The organism is Bacillus sp. N1(2025) (assembly GCF_053470005.1).
The window spans coordinates 35,405-56,551 of record NZ_JBLTJB010000007.1 but is presented as its reverse complement, the minus strand read 5'-3'; the positions used below and the strand labels follow the sequence as shown (position 1 = coordinate 56,551).

Below are 21,147 nucleotides of genomic sequence, written 5' to 3'. Positions count from 1 at the left end.
TTACTTTCCGATTTCTAACGCCTTCAAAAGCATGCCTTTGGAGGCGTTTAATGCAGTTACGTTTGCTTCATATGATCTCGAGCTGCTGACAAGATCCACCATTTCCTTTAATGGATCTACATTTGGTTTTTGTACATATCCGTCTTTATTCGCATCAGGATTCTCCGGATCATAAACGAGATTAAAAGCGGACGGGTCTTCCGTAACACCAGATACCTTTACGCCACTTCCCGCGCTTCCTGTTCCGTTCATCTTGGAATGTAAAAGGGACGAAAATGATTCGCCTCCGGATTGGAGAGATACCAGCTTTCTTCTGTAAGGCATCCATTCGCCATTTACCTGCTTCGCTCTCGTTGTATCCATATTGGCCAGGTTGGACGATACGACGTCCATCCGGACACGCTGTGCAGTTAAAGCGGAACCCGAAATATTTAAGCTTTGAAAGCCACTCATTATTTTCCTCCTGTCAAGACGGTTTTCAGAGAATTGAATTTGCCGCTCATTCTTTCAACCAAAGCCTGATAATTAATTTGGTTTTCGGCTAAATCTGTCATTTCTTTGTCGATATCGACATTGTTTCCGTTTTGCTGGTACGATGTATCACTGCTGGACACGATAGAATAATCGTCCCCCGAACCCGTAAAGTCAACGTGCCGATAGTCGGTTTTTACAGCCTCAAGATTGGATGTTTCCTGATCTAACAAATTTCGGAAAGAGACTTTTTTTGCCTTATAGTTCGGTGTATCTATATTGGCGATATTATTAGTTAAGACTTTTTGCTTAATGTCCGCTCTCCCCAAGGCATTCTCAAGATTTTGTATAGTTCCAGAAAATAAGTCCAAATCCACTTACCTCCATTTCAGATATTTTTCTCCTAAAAATCCTTGTCGAGAATTGTAAAACCATATGCTTATTGTAAGAAATAACAGGCTTAAAGTCTATGAAGTTAGGCTAAAAAAAAGTGCTCAATTATATCTATTTTGCATGTAGGTATTAAGTCCTAGAATATTTGTACTACAAGGATTTGTTTAATATAAGACTGAAAATAGCAGAATTTCTGTTTCTTCCTCCTTTTTTCACACAGCAAGATGGATTATCTCAGATCAGATTCCAATAAGCAACTTTAAACTGCAACTTTTCACCTATTGTCCATAAAAAAAGCAGAACCCCCATTTTTAGGGATCCTGCTTTTGTCTTAATGAGATTTAAGGTTTTCCAATTCAATAAGGAATTTGTTGTTCAGAACTTTAATGTACGTCCCCTTCATTCCCAGTGATCTGGATTCAATGACGCCTGCGCTTTCCAGCTTTCTCAGCGCGTTAACGATTACTGAACGCGTAATGCCGACACGGTCCGCAATCTTACTTGCCACAAGCAAGCCTTCGTTTCCGTCAAGCTCTTCAAAGATATGCTCAATCGCTTCAAGTTCACTGTAAGACAGAGAACTGATCGCCATTTGAACAACCGCTTTGCTTCGCGCCTCTTCTTCGATTTCTTCCGCTTTTTCTCTTAAAATCTCCATTCCTACAACGGTTGCTCCGTATTCAGCAAGAATGAGATCATCATCTTCAAATTGATCCTGCAGACGGGACAGAATGAGCGTGCCCAGTCTCTCTCCTCCGCCGATGATCGGCACGATCGTTGTTAAGCCCGCTTGGAACAGGTCTCTGTTTTCTACAGGAAACGCCGTGTATTCGCTGTTGATATCAAGGTTTGAAGACGTCTCCGGAACATTGAACAGATTTCTCGTGTACTCTTCCGGGAACTGGCGGTCTTCAAGCATTTTTTTCATGCGGTCATTTTCAATCTGCTGATTAATAGAGTAGCCCAAAAGCTTTCCTCTGCGGCTGACGACGAAAATATTAGAATCAATGACGTCACGAAGCGTTTCAGCCATTTCTTTAAAGTTTACGGGTTTGCCTGCGGCAGCCTGCAGCATGCTGTTAATAATTCGTGTTTTTTGTAGTAAAGCCATGATAAATAATCCTCCTAGAATTCCTCTTATTAAATTTTCACAATATAAATTGACTTAGATCTTTGTTGTTTGCAATCGTTCCGAGCTTTTCTTCAACGTATTGCGGCGTGATGGCTACTTTTTCCATCGTCACGTCCGGCGCTTCAAACGACAGGTCTTCCAAGAGACGTTCCAATATCGTGTGAAGCCTTCTCGCTCCGATGTTGTCCGTATCCTGATTCACATGATAAGCCACTTCGGCGATCTTACGAATAGCTTCGTCAGAAAATTCAAGAGATATACCTTCTGTCTGCAATAAAGCCTGATATTGTTTTAACAGCGCGTTATCGGGTTCGACGAGAATCTTCACAAAATCATCTACCGTCAGCTTGCTCAATTCTACACGAATCGGAAAGCGGCCCTGCAGCTCCGGAATCAGATCAGACGGTTTGGCCATATGGAATGCCCCGGCTGCGATAAACAGCACGTGATCTGTTTTGACGGAGCCGTATTTCGTGACGACGGTAGATCCTTCGACAATCGGAAGGATATCTCTTTGAACGCCTTCTCTCGATACATCTGCTGAGGAAGAAGCCCCTCCGTTTTTTGCGATTTTATCTATTTCGTCAATAAAGATAATGCCGCCCTCTTCAGCTCTTAACACGGCCTCTTGGCCGACTTCATCCATATCGATTAATTTGCCTGCCTCTTCATTGGTCAGAACCTTCCTTGCTTCTCTGACCGTCATTTTGCGGCGTTTTTTCTTTTTTGGCACCAGATTGCTCAGCGCATCCTGCATATTCATGCCCATCTGCTCCATCCCGGAGCCTTGCAGCATGTCAAACATCGACGGCTGCTGCTCTTCCACCTCTACGGAGACGTAATGGTCTTCGAGCTCTCCCAATGCGAGCTGATGCGCCATGCGTTTTCTTTTTTCTTCAAGGCTTGCTTCTTCCTGCTGGTCGGCTTCATCATCATTTGCCGCCTGGCTTCCTCCGAAAAGCATTTCAAACGGATTTTTCACACCCGCTTGTTTTTTCTTTCCCGGAACGAGAAGCCGCACTATACGTTTGTTTGCATTTTCTTCAGCCTGTTCTTTCACTTCGCTGATTTTTTCTTCTTTAATGAGCCGCACGGATGTCTCAACGAGGTCTCTGACCATTGATTCGACATCTCTGCCTACATAGCCGACTTCTGTAAATTTTGTCGCTTCAATTTTTATAAATGGCGCACCGGTAAGCTTGGCGATCCGTCTGGCGATCTCTGTTTTCCCCACCCCGGTCGGGCCCATCATCAGGATGTTTTTGGGAACGATCTCGTCTCTCAGTTTTTCATCAAGAAGACTTCTGCGATAGCGGTTTCTTAATGCCACGGCGACAGCTTTTTTCGCATCCTGCTGTCCTACAATGTATTGATCCAACCGGTCTACGATTTGTCTCGGTGTTAACGGTTTGTTTTCCATGCGCCTCAAGTCCTTTCTATTCAAGTTCTTCCAAAATGATCTGATCGTTTGTGTACACACAAATCTCGCCCGCGATTTTCAAAGCGGCTTTTGCAATATCTTTGGCGGACAGATTCTCTCCGGCATAGGTTTTCAGCGCTCTTCCTGCTGACAGGGCGTAGTTTCCGCCGGAGCCGATGGCCAAAATGCCGTCATCCGGCTCAATCACTTCACCTGTTCCCGATACGAGAAGCAAGGTATCCTGGTTCATGACAATCAGCATGGCTTCCAGCTTGCGCAGCACTTTATCGCTGCGCCATTCTTTCGCAAGCTCAACCGACGCACGTTTTAAATTGCCGTTGTATTCTTCAAGCTTCGCCTCAAACATTTCAAAAAGTGTGAAAGCGTCTGCAACAGATCCCGCAAATCCGGCCAGAACCTTTCCGTTAAACAGCTTTCTCACTTTTCTCGCGGTATGTTTCATGACTACAGCCTGACCGAATGTGACCTGGCCGTCTCCTGACATAGCGCTTTTCCCGTTATGCCGGACGGCAAAAATCGTTGTCGCATGAAAAGATGACATGAGAAGGGCCTCCTTTTAATTTTCTTTAAAAGCTCTCGGGTGGTGGGACATATATGTGTTTCTCAGCATTTCCTTCGATACATGCGTGTATATCTGCGTAGAAGACAGATTGGAATGGCCCAAAAGCTCCTGGACGCTTCTTAAATCAGCCCCTTCATTCAGCAGATGAGTCGCAAACGTGTGCCGAAGCATATGCGGGTGTATATGTAAAGTGCCGGATGCTTTTTTTACAAGCCCGCTTAAAATATACCGGATTCCTCTGGCGGTCAGCGGGCCGCCTCTTTGATTGACAAACAGCACATCATGAGGCTCTTTTGCTTTTTCAAGCAGGCACTGCCTTCCGCTGTTGATATACAGCTCCAGCGCATCACGGGCATATGAGCCGAACGGGATATAGCGCTGCTTCTTGCCTTTCCCGTGAACGAGCACCGTATCCATGAACAGGTCAAGATCGCCGACAGTAAGCGTACAGCACTCACTGACCCTCATTCCGGTCGCATAAAGAAGCTCAAGCAGGGCCTGATCGCGCATCCCTGACGGCTGACTTCTGTCTGAAACAGCGAATAGTTCCTCAAGTTCTTTTTCATAAAGAAACTTCGGAATCCGTTTCTCTTGTTTCGGCAGATGAACAAGCTGAAACGGATTCTCTTCAACAAGCTTTTCCCTCATTAAAAATTTATAGAAGCTTCTCAAAGCTGAAATTTTCTTGCTGATTGTTTTTCTTGACAGGCCTTTTTCATAAGCCTCTGTCAAAAATATTCTCACATCATGATATGCAGCTTCTTTCATTCCATTTATATTTTGAGCATGCAGAAACATCCCAAATTCTTCAATCGAATTAACATAATTCACAATAGTATATTGTGAATAATTTTTTTCAATTTGTAAATATTCAACGAATAACTTTAAAAAAAAGTTAACATTCTCAGTCATTATGAAGACCTCCCTCTCCGAAGGGCTTTTAAATGGTATCATATAATGCATCGAAGTTGCAATGAAAAGCTATATCGTTTTCGAAATAGTTTGAATAGTCTCAATTGCGCGTTTAGCGTATTCTTCATTTCGTTCTTTTTTGTTTTTAATTTTTACAGGCAATTCTTTTAAGAGGCCGAAGTTTGCATTCATCGGCTGGAAGTTCTTCTGATTTGTCGTCGTAATGTAGTGAGCCATGCTTCCGATCGCCGTCTCCTGCGGGAATGTCACAAGATCCTGACCGAGCACAAGTTTGGCGGCATTGATTCCCGCTACAAGACCTGAAGCGGCAGATTCAACATAACCCTCTACGCCGGTCATTTGGCCCGCGAAAAACAGATCGTTACGCTGTTTAAATTGATATGTCGGGTTCAAAAGGCTCGGCGAGTTGATAAATGTGTTTCTGTGCATGACGCCGTATCTGACGATATCAACATTTTCAAGGCCGGGGATCAGTTTAAGCACTTCTTTTTGGTCTCCCCATTTTAAATGTGTCTGAAAACCTACAATATTATAAAGCGTTCCCGCCGCATCATCCTGTCTGAGCTGAACGACTGCATAAGGGCGCTTGCCAGTTTTCGGATCTTCCAGTCCGACCGGTTTCATCGGTCCGAACAGCATCGTTTTCTTGCCTCTTTTCGCCATGACTTCAATCGGCATGCAGCCTTCAAAGAAGATTTCTTTCTCGAATTCTTTTAAAGGTACCGTCTCAGCCGTCGTCAATGCTTCATAGAAACGGTCGAACTCTTCCTCTGTCATCGGGCAGTTTAAGTACGCCGCTTCTCCCTTGTCATAACGGGATTTTAAGTACACTTTCTCCATATCAAGGCTGTCTTTTTCGACAATCGGCGCCGCCGCGTCATAAAAATACAGATACTCTTCTCCCGTGAGCTCTTTCAGCTGCTGTGAAAGCGATTCTGACGTAAGCGGTCCGGTCGCGATAACCGTCGGGCCTTCCGGAATCTCTGTTACTTCCTCAGTAAGAACCGTTACGTTCGGATGGTTTTTCACGAGATCCGTCACGCTTTGCGCAAATTCATGACGGTCAACGGCAAGCGCTCCCCCTGCCGGAACCGAGCATTTATCAGCAGATTGAATGATTGCCGAGTCAAGCGCCCGCATTTCTTCTTTTAATACGCCTACCGCATTGGCGAGTGTATTTGAACGGAGGGAGTTGCTGCATACCAGTTCGGCGAATTTATCAGTATGATGGGCTGCCGTCTGCCTGACGGGCCGCATTTCATATAGTTTCACTTGAATTCCTCGTTTTGCAAGCTGCCATGCCGCTTCACTTCCGGCAAGGCCTGCTCCGATTACATTAACTGTTTGCTGGTTCATTTCTTTTCATCTCCTGTTGTTTGTCCCTTCCACACAAAGAAGGTGAGCAAGGCTCTGCTCACCGCTACTTCTGTGGTTCTTCCTTATAATCGCATTCGACGCATTGGACTTGTATGCCTTTTTTAAGCTTTTTCTCTACGAGCATATTTTCACATTTCGGGCATTTTCGTTCAATCGGTTTGTCCCAAGATACGAAGTCGCATTCAGGATAACGGTCACAGCCGTAAAAGACGCGTTTCTTTTTTGATTTTCGTTCGACAATGTTTCCTTCATGGCACTTAGGACATTTTACGCCGATTTGTTTGACAATCGGTTTTGTATTCCGGCAGTCAGGGAAGTTGGAGCACGCCATAAATTTGCCGTATCGGCCCATTTTATAAACCATCCGGGAGCCGCATAATTCACAATCTTCATCGGCGTATTCAGGTTCGATTTCCACTTCTTTCATTTCGGCTTCCGCTTTTTTCACGCGTTTTTCGAAGTCGGTGTAGAAGCTGTCAATGATTTGAACCCATTCTGTCTGGCCATCTTCAACATGGTCAAGGTCTCTTTCCATTTTAGCCGTGAATTCAACGTTGATGATTTCCGGGAAAAACTCCATGATAAGATCCAGCACGATCTGCCCAAGCTCAGTCGGCACAAACCGTTTATTGTCTAATCCCACGTAACCGCGGCGCTGGATGGTGTCAAGAGTCGGCGCATATGTCGAAGGACGGCCGATCCCCAGTTCTTCAAGTGTTTTAACCAGGCGCGCCTCTGTATAACGCGGAGGCGGCTGAGTAAAGTGCTGCTCAGGCTCAATATCTTTCGATAAAACCGTGTCTCCCTCTTTAAGGTCCGGAAGCATGCGGTCTTTTTCTTCCAGCTGATCGTCTTTACCCTCTACATAGACTTTCATGAAGCCGGCGAATTTGACTTTACTTCCGTTTGCCCGGAATGTCAATCCGTTATTGCTGAGATCGACGCTCATCGTATCTAGGACTGCAGGCGCCATCTGGCTTGCAACAAAGCGCTCCCAAATCAGCTTGTATAATCTGAGCTGGTCTCTTCCAAGCACCGCTTTTAAGTCGGCAGGTTTTCTGAGCACCGAAGTCGGGCGGATCGCTTCGTGGGCATCTTGAGCATTTTCATTTTTCTTTGCCGGTTTCCGTTTTCCCGCTAAGTACTCTTTTCCGTACGCCTGATCAATAAAAGCTGACGCTTCTTCAACGGCTGTATTGGAAATCCGCGTTGAGTCCGTTCTCATATACGTGATGAGCCCGACTGTCCCTTCTTTGCCGAGATCAATTCCTTCATATAATTGCTGAGCGATCATCATCGTTTTCTTCGCTCTGAAATTCAGCTTCCTGGCAGCCTCCTGCTGCAGAGTGGACGTTGTAAACGGCAGAGCGGGATTTCGTTTGCGCTCTTTTTTCGTAACCTTGTCAACTGTATACTTATTCCCTTTCAGCTGAGCAAGGACGGCTTTTACGTCTTCTTCACTTTTTAAAGGAAGCTTTTTGCCGCTTTTCCCGAAAAATCCGGCTTCAAACGTCTCTTTTCCCTTTAAAAATGAGCCGGTAATCGTCCAGTACTCTTCAGGTTTAAAGTCGTTGATTTCCTTTTCCCGGTCGATGATCAGCCGGAGTGCAACGGATTGCACACGGCCCGCACTGAGGCCTTTTTTTACTTTTTTCCAAAGAATCGGGCTGATTTTGTATCCGACGAGTCTGTCTAGTATGCGGCGCGCCTGCTGCGCATCGACAAGATCCATATTAATCATGCGCGGATGTTTAAATGATTCTTTAATGGCGTCTTTCGTTATTTCATTAAAGACGACCCGGCAGTCCGAGCTGAGATCCAGATCAAGGCTGTGTGCGAGATGCCATGCAATCGCTTCCCCTTCTCTGTCGGGGTCGGCCGCGAGATAGACTTTTTTTGCTTTCTTTGCCGCTGTTTTTAATTCTTTTAAAACAGGGCCTTTTCCGCGGATCGTAATATATTTCGGTTCAAAGTTCTGTTCGATGTCAACTCCCATTTGACTTTTCGGAAGATCCCGGACATGTCCCATTGAAGCTTTGACTTTATATTTCTTCCCTAAATAACGTTCAATCGTTTTCGCCTTTGCCGGCGATTCCACGATGACTAGATAATCAGACATTTTCATCCCCCTCAAGAGGTGTTCTCTCTCTTTTCAAGTATCAATTCATTTTAGAGCTGCCTTTTTATGGCTTTCAACATTTCATTCTTTATGATGAACGTCATTTTATACATGAAAATAATGTGCAACTTTAAATCCTCACTATTATTAAATATTACAATACCGTTTGTCAAACGATATTTCAAAAGGGTTCCGTATACTGAACGCATCGGGCGGTCAGCTCTCCGTCAATATCCTCTGCGCATAATACAGCTTTCGCCCCTTCTTGAATGAGTTTTATAGGTCCTCCGGAATATGGATTAAATATGGAACCCGGAACGGCAAATACCTCTCTGCCTTGATCGAGAGCCTGGTAAGCTGTGATTAATGAACCGCTTTTTTCTTTTCCCTGCACGACCACAATTCCTTCACTTAGTCCGCTGATTATGCGGTTTCTCATCGGAAAGTGCCATTTTTTCGGCTTTGTTTCAGGAGGATGTTCTGAGAGTAGGAGATGGTGTTCAGCCATGTATTCTGCTAACAGGAGATTTTCCCGGGGATAGATATGATGGAATCCGCCGGCTATCACGCCGATCGTAAGCCCTTTTGCCCTGATGCTCGCCTTATGAGACAACCCGTCTATACCGGATGCAAGCCCGCTTACAATGACCCAGCCTTTTTTTGAGAGTTCGGCGGAAAGATGCCCAGCCGCTTTTATTCCGTCTTCCGTCGGTTTCCGCGTTCCTACAATCCCGATTTTTCTGCCTTTTTCAAGAAGCAGCGTGTTCCCTTTTGCATACAAGACAGCCGGCGGATCATAAATCGCTTTAAGCCATGTTGGATAGCGGCTTGATGAAATCGGAATGACAGTAATGCCTTTGCGGCGGTAATCGGACAGAACTTCATCAAGTTCCGGTTCCTTGCGCTCTATTTCCCGAAAAATTGCTTCCGGGGCTGTTTTCCCTTCTGATAAAACAGTTAATGGATGCGGATCCGGTAAAAAAGACAGAGAGTGGTCAGCTTTCCACCATTTTAATAGAAGAGACGGGGAAATGATTTGATTAATACTGCAGACCATTAAACAGCGCGATGCTTGATCCAAATCTGGCAACCTCCTCTTTTTTCAGCAAAAACAGGAACAGCCGTTACGGCTGCCCCTGCTTCGATCAGTGCGTTTTGCACGTTTCAAATAAGCCTTTTTCTTTTAACACCTTAATCAGCGTTTCACCCATTACAGAAGGGGTTTCCGCGACTTCAATTCCGCAGGCGTTCATCGTTTTGACTTTTTCTTCTGCCGTGCCTTTTCCTCCGGAGATGATGGCGCCCGCGTGGCCCATGCGTTTTCCCGGAGGCGCGGTTTTACCGCCGATAAAGCCGACAACAGGCTTCGTCATGTTCGCTTTCACCCACTCAGCCGCTTCTTCTTCAGCTGTGCCGCCGATTTCTCCGATCATGATGACGGCATGTGTTTCAGGATCTTCATTGAACGCTTTTAACACGTCAATAAAGTTCGTGCCGTTGACCGGATCGCCGCCGATCCCTACAGCGGTAGATTGGCCTACGCCGGCTTCTGAAAGCTGATGGACGGCCTCGTATGTCAATGTTCCTGAACGGGATACAACGCCTACATGGCCCCTTTTATGAATGTATCCCGGCATAATGCCGATCTTGCATTCTTCAGGTGTAATAACACCCGGGCAGTTCGGCCCTATTAATCTCGTTTTCTTGCCTTCCATAAAGCGCTTCACCTTCACCATGTCCAAAACCGGAATGTGCTCAGTGATACAAATGACAAGATCAATTTCCGCGTCAACCGCTTCCATAATTGCGTCCGCCGCAAACGGAGCCGGCACGTAAATAACTGACGCATCAGCGCCCGTTGTATGAACCGCTTCTGCGACCGTATTGAATACCGGTACGCCTTCCGCTTCCGTTCCGCCTTTTCCAGGTGTTACACCGCCAACGATATTCGTGCCGTATTCCAGCATCTGCTTTGTATGAAATAAAGCGGTAGAACCTGTAATCCCCTGTACAATAACTCTTGTATCTTTATTGATAAAAACACTCATTATCTGGTCCCCTGCCTTTCATTCTTTCCTAAACTAAGGATACGATTTTCTGTGCGCCGTCTGCCATTGATTCCGCAGATGTGATGTTTAAGCCTGATTCATTCAGGATTTTCTTTCCTAAATCTACGTTTGTCCCTTCAAGGCGCACGACCAGCGGCAATGTCAATCCGACTTGTCTCGTCGCTTCAACAACGCCCTCGGCGATGACATCACACTTCATGATGCCTCCGAAAATATTAACGAAAATTCCTTTTACGTTTTGATCGGAAAGAATGATTTTAAAAGCTTCCGTAACTTTTTCTGCGGTTGCGCCGCCCCCGACATCAAGGAAGTTTGCAGGTTCTCCGCCGTAGTGTTTAATGATATCCATTGTAGACATTGCAAGACCCGCGCCGTTTACCATACAGCCGATATTTCCATCAAGGGAAATGTAGCTTAAATCGTATTTTGACGCTTCGATTTCTTTCGGATCTTCTTCATCTAAATCTCTGTATTCCATAATGTCTTTTTGTCTGTATAACGCATTGCTGTCGAAGTTCAGCTTAGCATCCAGCGCCATGACGTTTCCGTCCCCCGTAACGACGAGAGGGTTGATCTCGGCGATGGAGCAGTCCTTCTCAACAAATGCTTTGTATAAACCGAGCATAAATTTAGCGGCTTTGCCGACAAGCTCTTTCGGGATGTTAATTGCGAATGCAATTTCCCTTGCCTGATAGCCCTGAAGGCCGACAGCCGGATCAATTACCGCTTTTTTAATTTTTTCAGGTGTTTTTTCCGCTACTTCTTCAATCTCCGTTCCGCCTTCTTCAGACGCCATTAAAACGATTCTTGAAGTAGCGCGGTCAAGTACAAGCCCGACATAGTATTCCTTTTTAATATCGCAGCCTTCTTCAATAAGTAAGCGTTTTATTACTTGTCCGTCCGGACCCGTTTGATGTGTGACGAGCGTCTTGCCTAACAGTTCTTCGGCATACTCTTTCACTTCATCTTTTGTTTTTGCAATCTTTACCCCACCAGCTTTGCCGCGGCCGCCAGCATGGATTTGCGCCTTTACGACATAAACCGAGCTTGACAGGCTCTCTGCTTTTTCAACTGCTTCCTCTGCTGTAAAAGCCACTTTACCTTCAGGAACAGACACCCCGTATTTTCTGAGGACTTCTTTTCCCTGGTACTCATGGATATTCATTTCCCATCCTCCTAACTTATGTAGCAAAACTAAAAATAGACTGCGCTTTCATTCTATATAATACTGGAAGAATTGTCTAGGGTTCAAAACAAAATCTTTATATCCTTCCAAACATTCTAACTTTTATTTTATTGAAAATATAAATTTAAACGGAGTCCGGGAAATGAATGGTCCTTATTTTTCGTTTTTCAGGGTTTCGTCCAGTCTGTAAACAAATGAAAAAATTTCGGCAACGGTTTCATAAAGCGCCTCCGGTATCTGATCGTCAACCGTCAAATGGCGCATTAATTCGACAAGGGTTCTGTCTTCCTGAATGGGGACCCCAGCCTTCTCAGCTTCTTTTATAATATTTTCCGCCACGTGCCCTCTGCCTGTTGCGACAACCTTTGGAACTTGGTCTTTCTGCCGGTCGTAATGCAGGGCGACAGCTCTTCTTAACGGCGTTTGCTCTTTCATATTTTCACATCCACTTTTCTTCCCCCGTCTTTTTCTATAAACTCTTCCACAAGAGCGCTCTGGTCTTTCGGGCGCCGTTTTTTAGCCGTGACGCCTGACAGGCTGAAGCCCGTTTCTTTTACGGCTTCTTTTAAAGCCGGTACGAGAGGGTCGATGGCCGCCTGAAGCTCAAAATCAGTCTCAACCGTAATGGTCATTACATTTTGCTGAATCATGCAGTCCACAACGGTTTCTTGCAGTGTTTCAAGATGCAGCAAAAACAGGAGCCTGCAATGTGACGGATCGAGTTTTCCGTCCGGCTTCTTCCGTCCTTTAAAAAGAACTGTGATGTCATTCTCATACGCGGACGCACCCAGCGGAAATGACAGCACCATCTGCGTAAAAGAAGGGTTATGCTGCTCAATAAACAGCTGGCCGTTTAATTTATGAATAAGCGGTTCCGCCTCTTGTTTAACGGATTGGGGCGCTTCTTGAAGCGTCCGGACGGCTTGGAGGGCTGTTTTCAGCGCTTGTTTCTCCGGCTGCGGAGACAAGCCTTTTTCAAGCGCTGTAATGAATGATAATTCATCACGCGTGCCCAGTCCTTTTTTGATTTTCTGCAAAAGGCTTAATACATCATGTTTTTCCGCATATTTCAATTCGGTGAGCTGAACGGCTTTTTCGAAAACAGCCGCCTCCTGTTCTGTCAGATGTGCGTTTTGAAGAACAGGTGCTGTTTTAAATGTTTTTTCTTGAGAAATGAAAGCCTTAATGATCTCCGCCGTTACTTTTACGGGACGGTTTTCAGTTTTTTCTGCCGATGTCATTAGTTTCTCTATAATCTGTTTTGCCGTTTTTTCAGGAAGTTCCGGATCTGTCCGTGCACTCGGAGGAGAAGGTTGGCTTGAGACTGCCTTTCCGTTTTCACGAGTCTCTCGGACAAATGGTGACTGTTTTGATTCCGTCCGTTCTCCTTCATCCATCAGCCCGGTTTCTGAGGTCGGCATGCGTGCAGCCTCGGCAAGCTTCTTCAAGAGACGTTCTGCATGAAGATCCGTTTCCGCGTTTAACACGTCAGAAACCGCCTCTTTGAGCACAGACAGCTCTTTTGCCGATTGCGGAGCCTGATTGATTGCCTGAAGCAGTCCTGAGAGGAGGCGCCGGGTCGGAACCGGATATTTAACGGCATGAATGGCTGACAAGACTTCCGGATGTGCGGGCAGTTCCCGTTTCAGCGCAAATACGATTGTTTCCGCCGCTTTTTTCAATTCGGCGGCCGGAAGCGATTCAGCCCAGCGGATGCAAGCTTTGAGGCTGTTTTCCGTCATCGGCAGCTTCTGCTGCATAAATGTTTCGGCAATCTGCAGAGACACAGGGCCCGGTTTGACAGAAAGAGCGTTTAACAGTCTTCCCGCCGCTTCCTGAACGGTTTTCGGGCTTCCTTCGAATTGGTCAATGACATGAAGCCGGCCCGTTTTTTCCGCCGGCTGTTTGTCATAAGAAAACCAGTAATACCCCTGCGGACGAAGGGCGGTTTCAAGTTTTCCCTTCATCGTCCGGCCGCCGATTTGGATAAGGGCGCTTTGATCGTCCAGCAAACGGAGAACCTTCCCTAACAGCAGCCTTTGAGCGCCGCTGTCTTTACCGCCGTCTTGCCGGTCCGGAGGGATTTCCGCCGTCAGCTGTCTGAAAGCCGCTTGGATTTCGCCGCTTATGTTCATGTCTTAAGCCTCTTTTCTAACAATAAGATTGAACGGGAGCGAACGTTTTTCGGTGAATAGTTGTCGGTCCGTATGCCTGAAGAGCTTCAAGATGTTCTTTCGTTCCGTAGCCTTTATTTTTTTCAAAGCCGTACATGGGGTAGGTTTTGGCGTACTCAGCCATGAGCCGATCCCGCGTTACTTTTGCTATGCAGGCTCCGGCGGCAATTGACACGCTTTTGGCATCCCCTTTTATAACTGATGACTGCGGAATGTCAAGCGGAAGGGTCATGGCATCAACAAGCAGATAATCAGGTGTTTCCGTTAAAGCGTTGACGGCTTTTACCATCGCCAGTCTCGCGGCCTCATAAATGTTGATCCGGTCAATGACGTCCGCATGGACAATGCCGACTCCTACAGCCGCCGCTTCTTCCGTGATCCGGCTGTAATACTCCTCGAGCTTCTTTTCCGACAATTTCTTCGAGTCCGTGAGTCCGAGAATCTCGCATTCTGCCGGCAAAATGACGGCGCCGGCGACAACCGGTCCGGCTAGCGGCCCTCTTCCGGCTTCGTCAACACCTGCAATCAGGCGGAAGCCCTTTTTGGATGACAGTCTTTCGTATGCCGTCATGTTCAGCCATTGCTCTTTAAGAGCTTTTTCCTTCGCGTGCTTTTTCAGCCATTGCTCTAAAAGCGTCTGTACGCTTTTTCTCGGGTCTTTCTCACATTGGGCAAGGAAGGGGTCGCTTTCGTCCCTGACCTCTTGCAGGCGTTCTTTTACGCTTTTTACGGTTAATGTATTCACGTTCTCTTCTCCCTTACATTATGTATATCGGTATTCTGCGGAAAAAATAAAGACCCGCATCGCTGCGCGTCTTTATTCTGATGGTGTTTCAAATGAAAGCCTGCCGAATTTTTCCGTCCGGATGTCCCGAATGATGACTTCCGTTGTTTTATCATAGTCAACCATTCCGCCGCCCATCAAACAGCCGCGTTTTTCACCGATCGCGTCGAAAAGAGCGGCGATATCCTCAGGGATTTCCTGAAGTCCGTAGCGCTCCTTCAAGCGGTCGGGATAATGCTCTTCCAGAAAGCGCAGCCCGAAGACGGCCACATCCTGCAGGTTGATAATCGTATCTTTAATCGCCCCGGTGATCGCCAGGCGCAAGCCGACAAGCTCATCTTCAAATTTAGGCCATAAAATTCCCGGTGTATCGAGCAGCTCTAATTCCTTGCCTACCTTTACCCACTGCTGTGAAGTGGTAATGCCGGGCCTGTCTCCCGTCTTGGCAATGTTTTTCTTGGCCAGCCGGTTAATGAGCGTAGATTTGCCGACATTCGGAATGCCGATGATTAATGCGCGGATTGCTCTTGGCCTAATGCCTTTTGCTTTCATTTTATCGAACTTATCTTTCAGCAGCTCTTTCGAGGACGGCACGATTTGATGCAGTCCCTGCCCGTTAACGGAGTTTATTGAAAGAGAGGGAATGCCCTGTTCCTGAAAGTGGTCCTTCCACTGGGCAGTCACAGCCGCATCCGCCTTATCGGCTTTATTTAAAAGCATAATGCGCGGCTTATTTTTTAAAATCTCCTCAATCATCGGATTTCTCGATGACATCGGGATTCTCGCATCCACCAATTCATATACGATATCAATTAATTTCAGTTTTTCTGTTACTTCCCGTCTCGCTTTAGCCATATGGCCCGGGAACCATTGAATGGTCATGTGACTTCGACACCTGCCTTATTTACCGGAACCGGATGTTCCGATGATCTCTTATGTATTTTACGTTGCTTGTTCTGCTTTTACAAATTTCATATAAAAAAAGAGCCTGTTACGGGTAACAAGCTCTTTTCGTTCGTTATCATTATCGTCTGATTTCTTTAATACGAGCCGCTTTTCCGCGAAGTTCACGCAAGTAGTAAAGCTTAGCGCGACGTACTTTACCGTAACGTACAACTTCGATTTTCGCGATTTTTGGTGTGTGTACAGGGAATGTACGTTCAACGCCAACACCGTAAGAAATCTTACGAACTGTGAACGTTTCGCTGATTCCACCACCACGACGCTTGATCACAACACCTTCGAAGATCTGGATACGCTCACGGTTACCCTCAACAACTTTTACGTGTACACGTAAAGTGTCACCAGGACGGAACGCAGGAAGATCAGTGCGAAGCTGTTCTTTTGTGATATCTTGAATTAGTTTTTGCATCGTTTTCAACTCCTTCCAACAGATGCTCTTGGCCACAACTGCAAGGCACAGCGGAACATCGTTTTCAAGCTTCTGAAGGATAAGCCTCCTTAAGCCACAAGTAGTATCTTATCATATCTTCATCGCCTGCGCAATAGAATCTATTCGTTTTCCCACTCGGAAATCCATTTTCTTTGCTCATCAGTGAGAGGATAGTTTTCAAGAAGATCCGGACGTCTTAAAAAGGTTCTTCTGATTGATTCTTTATTGCGCCATTCTTGTATTTTGGCATGGTTGCCGGACAGAAGGGTCTCAGGCACTTTTAAGCCTCTATAATCTGCAGGCCTCGTATAGTGCGGATGCTCTAAAAGCCCCGTGCTGAAGGAATCCTCCACGTGGGATGCTTCTTTTCCGAGGACGCCCGGCAAAAGCCTGACAACGCTGTCGGCGATCATCATGGCAGGGAGCTCTCCCCCGGTCAGCACAAAATCCCCGATGGAGATTTCATCAGTGACAAGATGTTCCCGGATCCGTTCATCATACCCTTCATAATGTCCGCAAATAAACATAAGATGTTCCTCTTCCGCCAGCTCCTCGGCTTTCTTCTGCGTATAACGCTCACCTTGCGGGCAGACGAGAATAATGCGCGGCTTGGCGTCCGTACCGGCTGTCAGCTTTTCAACCGCATCAAATACGGGCTGCGGCTTTAACACCATCCCGGCTCCCCCGCCGTACGGGTAATCATCAACCGTTTGGTGTTTATTATCCGAAAAAGCCCGGAAATTGATGACGTCAAAACGGACAGCCTCTTTTTCCTGTGCTTTTTGCAGAATGGATGAGCCGAGCACCCCTTGAAACATTTCGGGAAACAGTGTTAAAAAGTCGATTTTCATTCGTCTATTAACCCTTCCATTACATGAATCTTAATTTTCTTCTCATTTATATTAATATCCTTTACCACAGAAGCAATATACGGAATGAGCGCATCTTTTTTGCCTTTTCTTGCAACCACCCATACGTCATTAGCCCCGGGCGTCAGGATTTCCTTCACTGTGCCGATCAGTTCCCCGTCTTCTGACACAACCTCGCAGCCGATGATTTCATGAAAATAAAATTCATCTTCTTCAAGCTCTCCCAAGTCTTCTTCAGGGACTTTGATCACCATGTTTCTTAGGTGCTCGACTTCATTGAGACTCGGCATTTCTTTGAATTGCAGCAGGTGAAACTGCTTGTGAAGCCTGTGGGCGCTGACCGTTACTTTGATTGGTTCCGCAGCCCCTTCCGCAAACAAATAAAGCGTATTGCCGGGCTTGTACCGTTCTTCGGCAAAGTCCGTTTTAGAAATGACCCGCACTTCGCCTTTAATGCCGTGGGTATTTACAATTTTGCCTACATTAAACCATCTGTTTGTCATATTATCACCTCGGGCGGATTTCAATTACTACCCCGTCTTTTATGACGATGGTATTTGCCGCTGTTTTTTCATGCCAGTTATCACCGACGTTGATTGAAAGCAGCGCATCGATCTCCTTTTCCTTCACTTCGCTTCCAAGCGGGAGCGACTCTGTCTGGCTTATTTGGAAATCGATCATTTTGATTTTGTCTTGTCTTTTTTCAATGGCTTTTTTAAAAGATTCCGCTACATCGGGATTCTGCTGATCTTTTTCATGTTTTCTAAGCTGAAAATAGAGCTGGCTGCATTCTCGTTCAAGCGTTTGCTTTTTTTCTGCAAAAGAGGCCAAAAGCTTTTCCTTGCTTTGCTCGGTCAGAACCTGCATAACGGTTACCCTGTGAATAATCTGCATAGGACCAGACTCCCCACTCTTCCAACATATTTCTGTTCATTTGCCTTTTTTACGTGTAAAAAAGGGGAGGTGCCGGCCCTCTCCCTTTTTCAGTCAAATATTTCAAATTGAACTTTCTTAGAAGACTGTGCGCCAGCTGCAAAAACGACGGTTCGAATCGCTCTTGCAGTCCGGCCTTGCTTTCCGATAATTTTACCGGTATCTGACTTATTGACAGATAAGCGCAGCGCAATCTTTTGATCAGTCTCTTCCTTTGTGACCGTTATGTCTTCCGGATGGTCGACAAGCGGAGCCACAATGCTGACAATCAAATCTTCCAAGTTCTGATCAGTCATTACTTGCCTTGTTTAGCGTTGTGGAATTTTTCCATAATTCCTTGGCTTGAGAACAAGTTGCGGACTGTATCAGAAGGTTTAGCTCCTGTTTGAAGCCATTTAAGAGCAAGCTCTTCGTTGATTTTCACTTCAGCCGGCTTTGCAACCGGGTTGTATGTGCCGACTGTTTCGATGAAACGGCCGTCACGCGGTGAACGAGAATCTGCTACAACAATACGATAGAAAGGAGATTTTTTTGCTCCCATACGTTTTAAACGAATTTTTACTGCCATTTTACTAGCACCTCCGAAAATATTTCAACAAGATAGTATATTAACAATGATAAAAGTGTTTGTAAAGTGTTTTTTCTTAACAACGGTTTTATCATGTATAACCGATTACATAAAAGGTAATTTAAAGCCTTTTTTCTTCCCTTTTGTCATGTTGGTCATCTGCTTCATCATTTTTTTCATTTCCTCAAACTGCTTTAAAAGACGGTTGACTTCCTGAACGGATGTTCCGCTTCCTTTGGCAATCCGCTTCCGCCGGCTGGCGTTAATGATATCCGGCTGTTCTTTTTCAAGAACAGTCATTGATTTAATGATCGCTTCCACATGATTCAGCTGTTTTTCATCGACTTGGATGTTTTTTAAGCCTTTCATTTTGCCTGCGCCGGGCATCATTTGCAGCAGTTCGTCAAGAGGCCCCATGTTTCGGACCTGGCCGAGCTGCTCCAGAAAATCATCCAATGTGAAGCTCATCGTTCTCATTTTCTGCTCAAGCTCTTTGGCTTTGTCTTCATCAACGGTCGCCTGAGCTTTTTCAATCAGCGTCAGCACGTCACCCATTCCGAGAATCCGGGATGCCATCCGTTCAGGATGGAACGCTTCAAGAGCATCGAGCTTTTCTCCCATTCCGGCGAATTTAATCGGCGTTTCGGTGACCGCGCGGATAGAAAGCGCCGCACCTCCGCGGGTATCCCCGTCAAGCTTTGTTAAAATGACACCCGTTAAACCGAGCTGGTCATTAAAGCTTTTGGCGACGTTTACCGCATCCTGACCGGTCATTGAGTCGACGACAAGGAAAATTTCCTCAGGATTTGCGACTTCCTTTACGCCGGAGAGCTCATCCATCAGTTCATGATCGATGTGCAGCCGTCCGGCGGTATCTAAAATCACATAATCATGATGCTCTTCCTTCGCTTTTTCAATCGCCTGTCTGGCAATTTCCACCGGGCTGACCTGATCGCCAAGCGAAAAGACCGGCATATCAAGCTGTTTCCCCAGGGTTTCCAGCTGTTTAATCGCGGCGGGGCGGTAAATATCCGCAGCCACGAGCAGCGGTTTGCGATTATGTTTTTTGCGCAGCAGGTTGGCAAGCTTCCCCGTGGTTGTCGTTTTACCGGCACCTTGGAGCCCGACCATCATAATAACGGTCGGCGGGCGTTTGGCGACGGCAATTTTGCTTTCTTCGCCGCCCATCAGCTCGGTAAGCTCTTCTTTTACGACTTTAATAACCTGCTGACCGGGTGTCAGACTCTGCATAACGTCCTGTCCGACAGCCCGTTCACTTACTTTTTTCACAAAATCCTTTACGACTTTAAAGTTAACGTCAGCCTCAAGAAGCGCAAGACGAACTTCACGCATCATCTCTTTTACGTCTTGTTCGCTGACTTTTCCTTTTCCGCGGATTTTTGAAATCGTCTTTTGCAGTCGGTCGGCTAATCCTTCAAATGCCATTGTTTGCCGCCTCCTAATCTAATTTCTCAAGCGCTTCAATCAGAGCCGTCATTTTTTCCTCTTCCTGCAACCCGGAAGCAAGCTCTTTCAGCTTTGTAAACATTTCTTTACGCTCCTGAAACTTTTTAAAAAGGAGCAGTTTTTCTTCATATTGTTCAAGCATCGCTTCAGTCCGTTTGATGTTATCGTAAACGGCTTGCCTTGAAACGTCATACTCTTCGGCTATTTCACCAAGGGAGAAATCGTCCAGATAATAAAGCGACATATAGCTCTTTTGTTTTGACGTCAGCAACGACTGATAGAAGTCAAATAAATAGTTCATTCTCGTCGTTTTTTCGAGCGACATTTGAGCTCTCCCCTTTGTTAAGTCAAATCCCTTTACAAAAACTTAGTTTACATGGTTTCAGAGCGTGTGTCAAGTTTTTATCTTGTCAAAGCATGATGCTCTTTTTACATCATAAGTTTTTTCAAAAAAATTCATATAGACCGTCGTTAAAATACTCGAATTCTTGTTTTGATACACGGTAGCGGCAATAGCCTTCGTAAAAAGCATTGAGGCATGCTTCATTTGTGACAAAATGACTGATCGCTAATGATTCATCATATCGCGGATCTCCCGCCGATATTCCCGCAGCATCGATAAACAGATAGACCTCTCCGTCTTTCACCAGCACATTATCAGTCGTGCAGTCACCGTGAATCATTGTCTGCTGAACAGGAACAGGCCTGTACCTGTCCAATTCCTTCAAAAGCTCTGCACTTCCTTCAGCCTGTCCTTTTTTGACATATTCCCCGGCTCGTTTGATTTGCAGATCGAGCCAGTCTGTTTCCGGCTGTAAACCAGAGACCATGTCGGTTTCATGCAGCCGTTGCAGAAACCGGCCGAAACTTTTGATCAGCTTTTTCTTTTCAGTATCCCCTTTTGCTTTTCTTAAAGCCGAAGTCAGGGTGATTCCATCCTCAAATGACATGATGATATGGCTGGCATGCTGTTCCTGTATCATCCCATAATAAACAGGAACAGGCAGACGACGAGTTTCCGTCAGTTTTTGTAAAACGAAGGCTTCTCTCATTAACCATTCCCGATACTTCTGTTGAAAAGAACTTTTCAGCAGAAATGCGTCTTGACCGGTCACTATTTTTCGAACGGTTGAAGTGCCTCCCTGTTCATCCAACAGCGACATATGGTTTATCGCGCCGATCTTACTTTCCAATTCAGCTTTCAGCCATTTGTCCAACAATTGCCCCCTCCATTCCGATCTATCAATGCGTATAAAAAAACGAGTATAAAACCGTC

The 21,147-nt window shown here is 45.8% G+C and carries 24 protein-coding genes; all 24 read right to left on the bottom strand.

The window, feature by feature from the left end; all coding sequences use genetic code 11:
- The 24 genes from flgC to ACNFN4_RS15610 all read right to left on the bottom strand — a co-directional run bounded on the left by flgC (window position 1) and on the right by ACNFN4_RS15610 (window position 21,088).
- The gene (gene flgC, locus ACNFN4_RS15725; protein ID WP_020955818.1) at window positions 1-453 is read right to left on the bottom strand and encodes a flagellar basal body rod protein FlgC; all 453 of its coding nucleotides are present in this window, start codon (window positions 451-453) and stop codon (window positions 1-3) included.
- A complete protein-coding gene (gene flgB, locus ACNFN4_RS15720) occupies window positions 453-842 on the bottom strand; it encodes a flagellar basal body rod protein FlgB (RefSeq protein WP_003154260.1) in 390 nt (129 codons plus the stop codon). Before flgB ends, flgC begins: the two co-directional genes overlap by 1 nt.
- 353 nt (window positions 843-1,195) lie before the next feature.
- Entirely contained in the window at window positions 1,196-1,975 is a 780-nt protein-coding gene (gene codY, locus ACNFN4_RS15715) for a GTP-sensing pleiotropic transcriptional regulator CodY (RefSeq protein WP_003154263.1), read from the bottom strand.
- A gap of 37 nt (window positions 1,976-2,012) precedes the next feature.
- Window positions 2,013-3,416, bottom strand: a complete 1,404-nt coding sequence (hslU, locus tag ACNFN4_RS15710; protein WP_007611413.1) for an HslU--HslV peptidase ATPase subunit — start codon at window positions 3,414-3,416, stop codon at window positions 2,013-2,015.
- A gap of 16 nt (window positions 3,417-3,432) precedes the next feature.
- Window positions 3,433-3,978 (bottom strand): ATP-dependent protease subunit HslV, encoded by a 546-nt coding sequence (gene hslV / locus ACNFN4_RS15705; protein ID WP_014417767.1) that lies wholly within the window; start codon window positions 3,976-3,978, stop codon window positions 3,433-3,435.
- A gap of 15 nt (window positions 3,979-3,993) precedes the next feature.
- Window positions 3,994-4,911 carry a tyrosine recombinase XerC gene (xerC, locus tag ACNFN4_RS15700; protein WP_007409774.1) on the bottom strand — a complete coding sequence of 306 codons (918 nt, stop codon included), beginning with the start codon at window positions 4,909-4,911 and terminating at the stop codon, window positions 3,994-3,996.
- 69 nt (window positions 4,912-4,980) lie between these two features.
- Window positions 4,981-6,288: an FADH(2)-oxidizing methylenetetrahydrofolate--tRNA-(uracil(54)-C(5))-methyltransferase TrmFO gene (gene trmFO / locus ACNFN4_RS15695; protein WP_012117550.1), complete on the bottom strand. Its 1,308-nt coding sequence runs from the start codon at window positions 6,286-6,288 to the stop codon at window positions 4,981-4,983.
- A gap of 64 nt (window positions 6,289-6,352) precedes the next feature.
- Window positions 6,353-8,428, bottom strand: coding sequence for a type I DNA topoisomerase (gene topA, locus ACNFN4_RS15690; RefSeq protein ID WP_014417765.1), 2,076 nt, complete (start codon window positions 8,426-8,428; stop codon window positions 6,353-6,355).
- A 181-nt stretch (window positions 8,429-8,609) separates the two neighbouring features.
- Complete coding sequence (gene dprA / locus ACNFN4_RS15685) at window positions 8,610-9,509, bottom strand: DNA-processing protein DprA (protein WP_014417764.1); 900 nt, start codon at window positions 9,507-9,509, stop codon at window positions 8,610-8,612.
- Between the two features lie 64 nt (window positions 9,510-9,573).
- Window positions 9,574-10,476 (bottom strand): succinate--CoA ligase subunit alpha, encoded by a 903-nt coding sequence (sucD, locus tag ACNFN4_RS15680; protein WP_014417763.1) that lies wholly within the window; start codon window positions 10,474-10,476, stop codon window positions 9,574-9,576.
- A gap of 28 nt (window positions 10,477-10,504) precedes the next feature.
- Window positions 10,505-11,662: an ADP-forming succinate--CoA ligase subunit beta gene (sucC, locus tag ACNFN4_RS15675; protein WP_003154283.1), complete on the bottom strand. Its 1,158-nt coding sequence runs from the start codon at window positions 11,660-11,662 to the stop codon at window positions 10,505-10,507.
- A 174-nt stretch (window positions 11,663-11,836) separates the two neighbouring features.
- A complete protein-coding gene (locus ACNFN4_RS15670; protein ID WP_014417762.1) occupies window positions 11,837-12,118 on the bottom strand; it encodes a FlhB-like flagellar biosynthesis protein in 282 nt (93 codons plus the stop codon).
- On the bottom strand, window positions 12,115-13,818 hold the full coding sequence (locus tag ACNFN4_RS15665; RefSeq protein WP_448200293.1) for a glycosyl transferase: 1,704 nt from the start codon (window positions 13,816-13,818) through the stop codon (window positions 12,115-12,117). Before ACNFN4_RS15665 ends, ACNFN4_RS15670 begins: the two co-directional genes overlap by 4 nt.
- Before the next feature lie 16 nt (window positions 13,819-13,834).
- Window positions 13,835-14,602 (bottom strand): ribonuclease HII, encoded by a 768-nt coding sequence (locus ACNFN4_RS15660; RefSeq protein WP_007611398.1) that lies wholly within the window; start codon window positions 14,600-14,602, stop codon window positions 13,835-13,837.
- A 72-nt stretch (window positions 14,603-14,674) separates the two neighbouring features.
- Window positions 14,675-15,523 carry a ribosome biogenesis GTPase YlqF gene (gene ylqF / locus ACNFN4_RS15655; protein WP_007611396.1) on the bottom strand — a complete coding sequence of 283 codons (849 nt, stop codon included), beginning with the start codon at window positions 15,521-15,523 and terminating at the stop codon, window positions 14,675-14,677.
- 142 nt (window positions 15,524-15,665) lie between these two features.
- The gene (rplS, locus tag ACNFN4_RS15650; protein ID WP_003154288.1) at window positions 15,666-16,013 is read right to left on the bottom strand and encodes a 50S ribosomal protein L19; all 348 of its coding nucleotides are present in this window, start codon (window positions 16,011-16,013) and stop codon (window positions 15,666-15,668) included.
- A 140-nt stretch (window positions 16,014-16,153) separates the two neighbouring features.
- Window positions 16,154-16,885, bottom strand: a complete 732-nt coding sequence (gene trmD, locus ACNFN4_RS15645) for a tRNA (guanosine(37)-N1)-methyltransferase TrmD (RefSeq protein WP_022553353.1) — start codon at window positions 16,883-16,885, stop codon at window positions 16,154-16,156.
- Window positions 16,882-17,406: a ribosome maturation factor RimM gene (gene rimM, locus ACNFN4_RS15640; RefSeq protein ID WP_003154290.1), complete on the bottom strand. Its 525-nt coding sequence runs from the start codon at window positions 17,404-17,406 to the stop codon at window positions 16,882-16,884. The genes trmD and rimM overlap by 4 nt, the downstream gene beginning before the upstream one ends.
- Before the next feature lie 4 nt (window positions 17,407-17,410).
- Window positions 17,411-17,797, bottom strand: coding sequence for a YlqD family protein (locus tag ACNFN4_RS15635; RefSeq protein WP_003154291.1), 387 nt, complete (start codon window positions 17,795-17,797; stop codon window positions 17,411-17,413).
- An 89-nt stretch (window positions 17,798-17,886) separates the two neighbouring features.
- Window positions 17,887-18,132, bottom strand: a complete 246-nt coding sequence (locus ACNFN4_RS15630; protein WP_007611392.1) for a KH domain-containing protein — start codon at window positions 18,130-18,132, stop codon at window positions 17,887-17,889.
- Window positions 18,132-18,404 carry a 30S ribosomal protein S16 gene (rpsP, locus tag ACNFN4_RS15625; protein ID WP_003154296.1) on the bottom strand — a complete coding sequence of 91 codons (273 nt, stop codon included), beginning with the start codon at window positions 18,402-18,404 and terminating at the stop codon, window positions 18,132-18,134. Before rpsP ends, ACNFN4_RS15630 begins: the two co-directional genes overlap by 1 nt.
- A 105-nt stretch (window positions 18,405-18,509) precedes the next feature.
- The gene (gene ffh, locus ACNFN4_RS15620; RefSeq protein WP_007409763.1) at window positions 18,510-19,850 is read right to left on the bottom strand and encodes a signal recognition particle protein; all 1,341 of its coding nucleotides are present in this window, start codon (window positions 19,848-19,850) and stop codon (window positions 18,510-18,512) included.
- A 13-nt stretch (window positions 19,851-19,863) separates the two neighbouring features.
- Window positions 19,864-20,196 (bottom strand): putative DNA-binding protein, encoded by a 333-nt coding sequence (locus ACNFN4_RS15615; protein WP_003154299.1) that lies wholly within the window; start codon window positions 20,194-20,196, stop codon window positions 19,864-19,866.
- 121 nt (window positions 20,197-20,317) lie between these two features.
- On the bottom strand, window positions 20,318-21,088 hold the full coding sequence (locus tag ACNFN4_RS15610; protein WP_072176998.1) for a phosphotransferase family protein: 771 nt from the start codon (window positions 21,086-21,088) through the stop codon (window positions 20,318-20,320).
- Window positions 21,089-21,147: the final 59 nt, after the last annotated feature.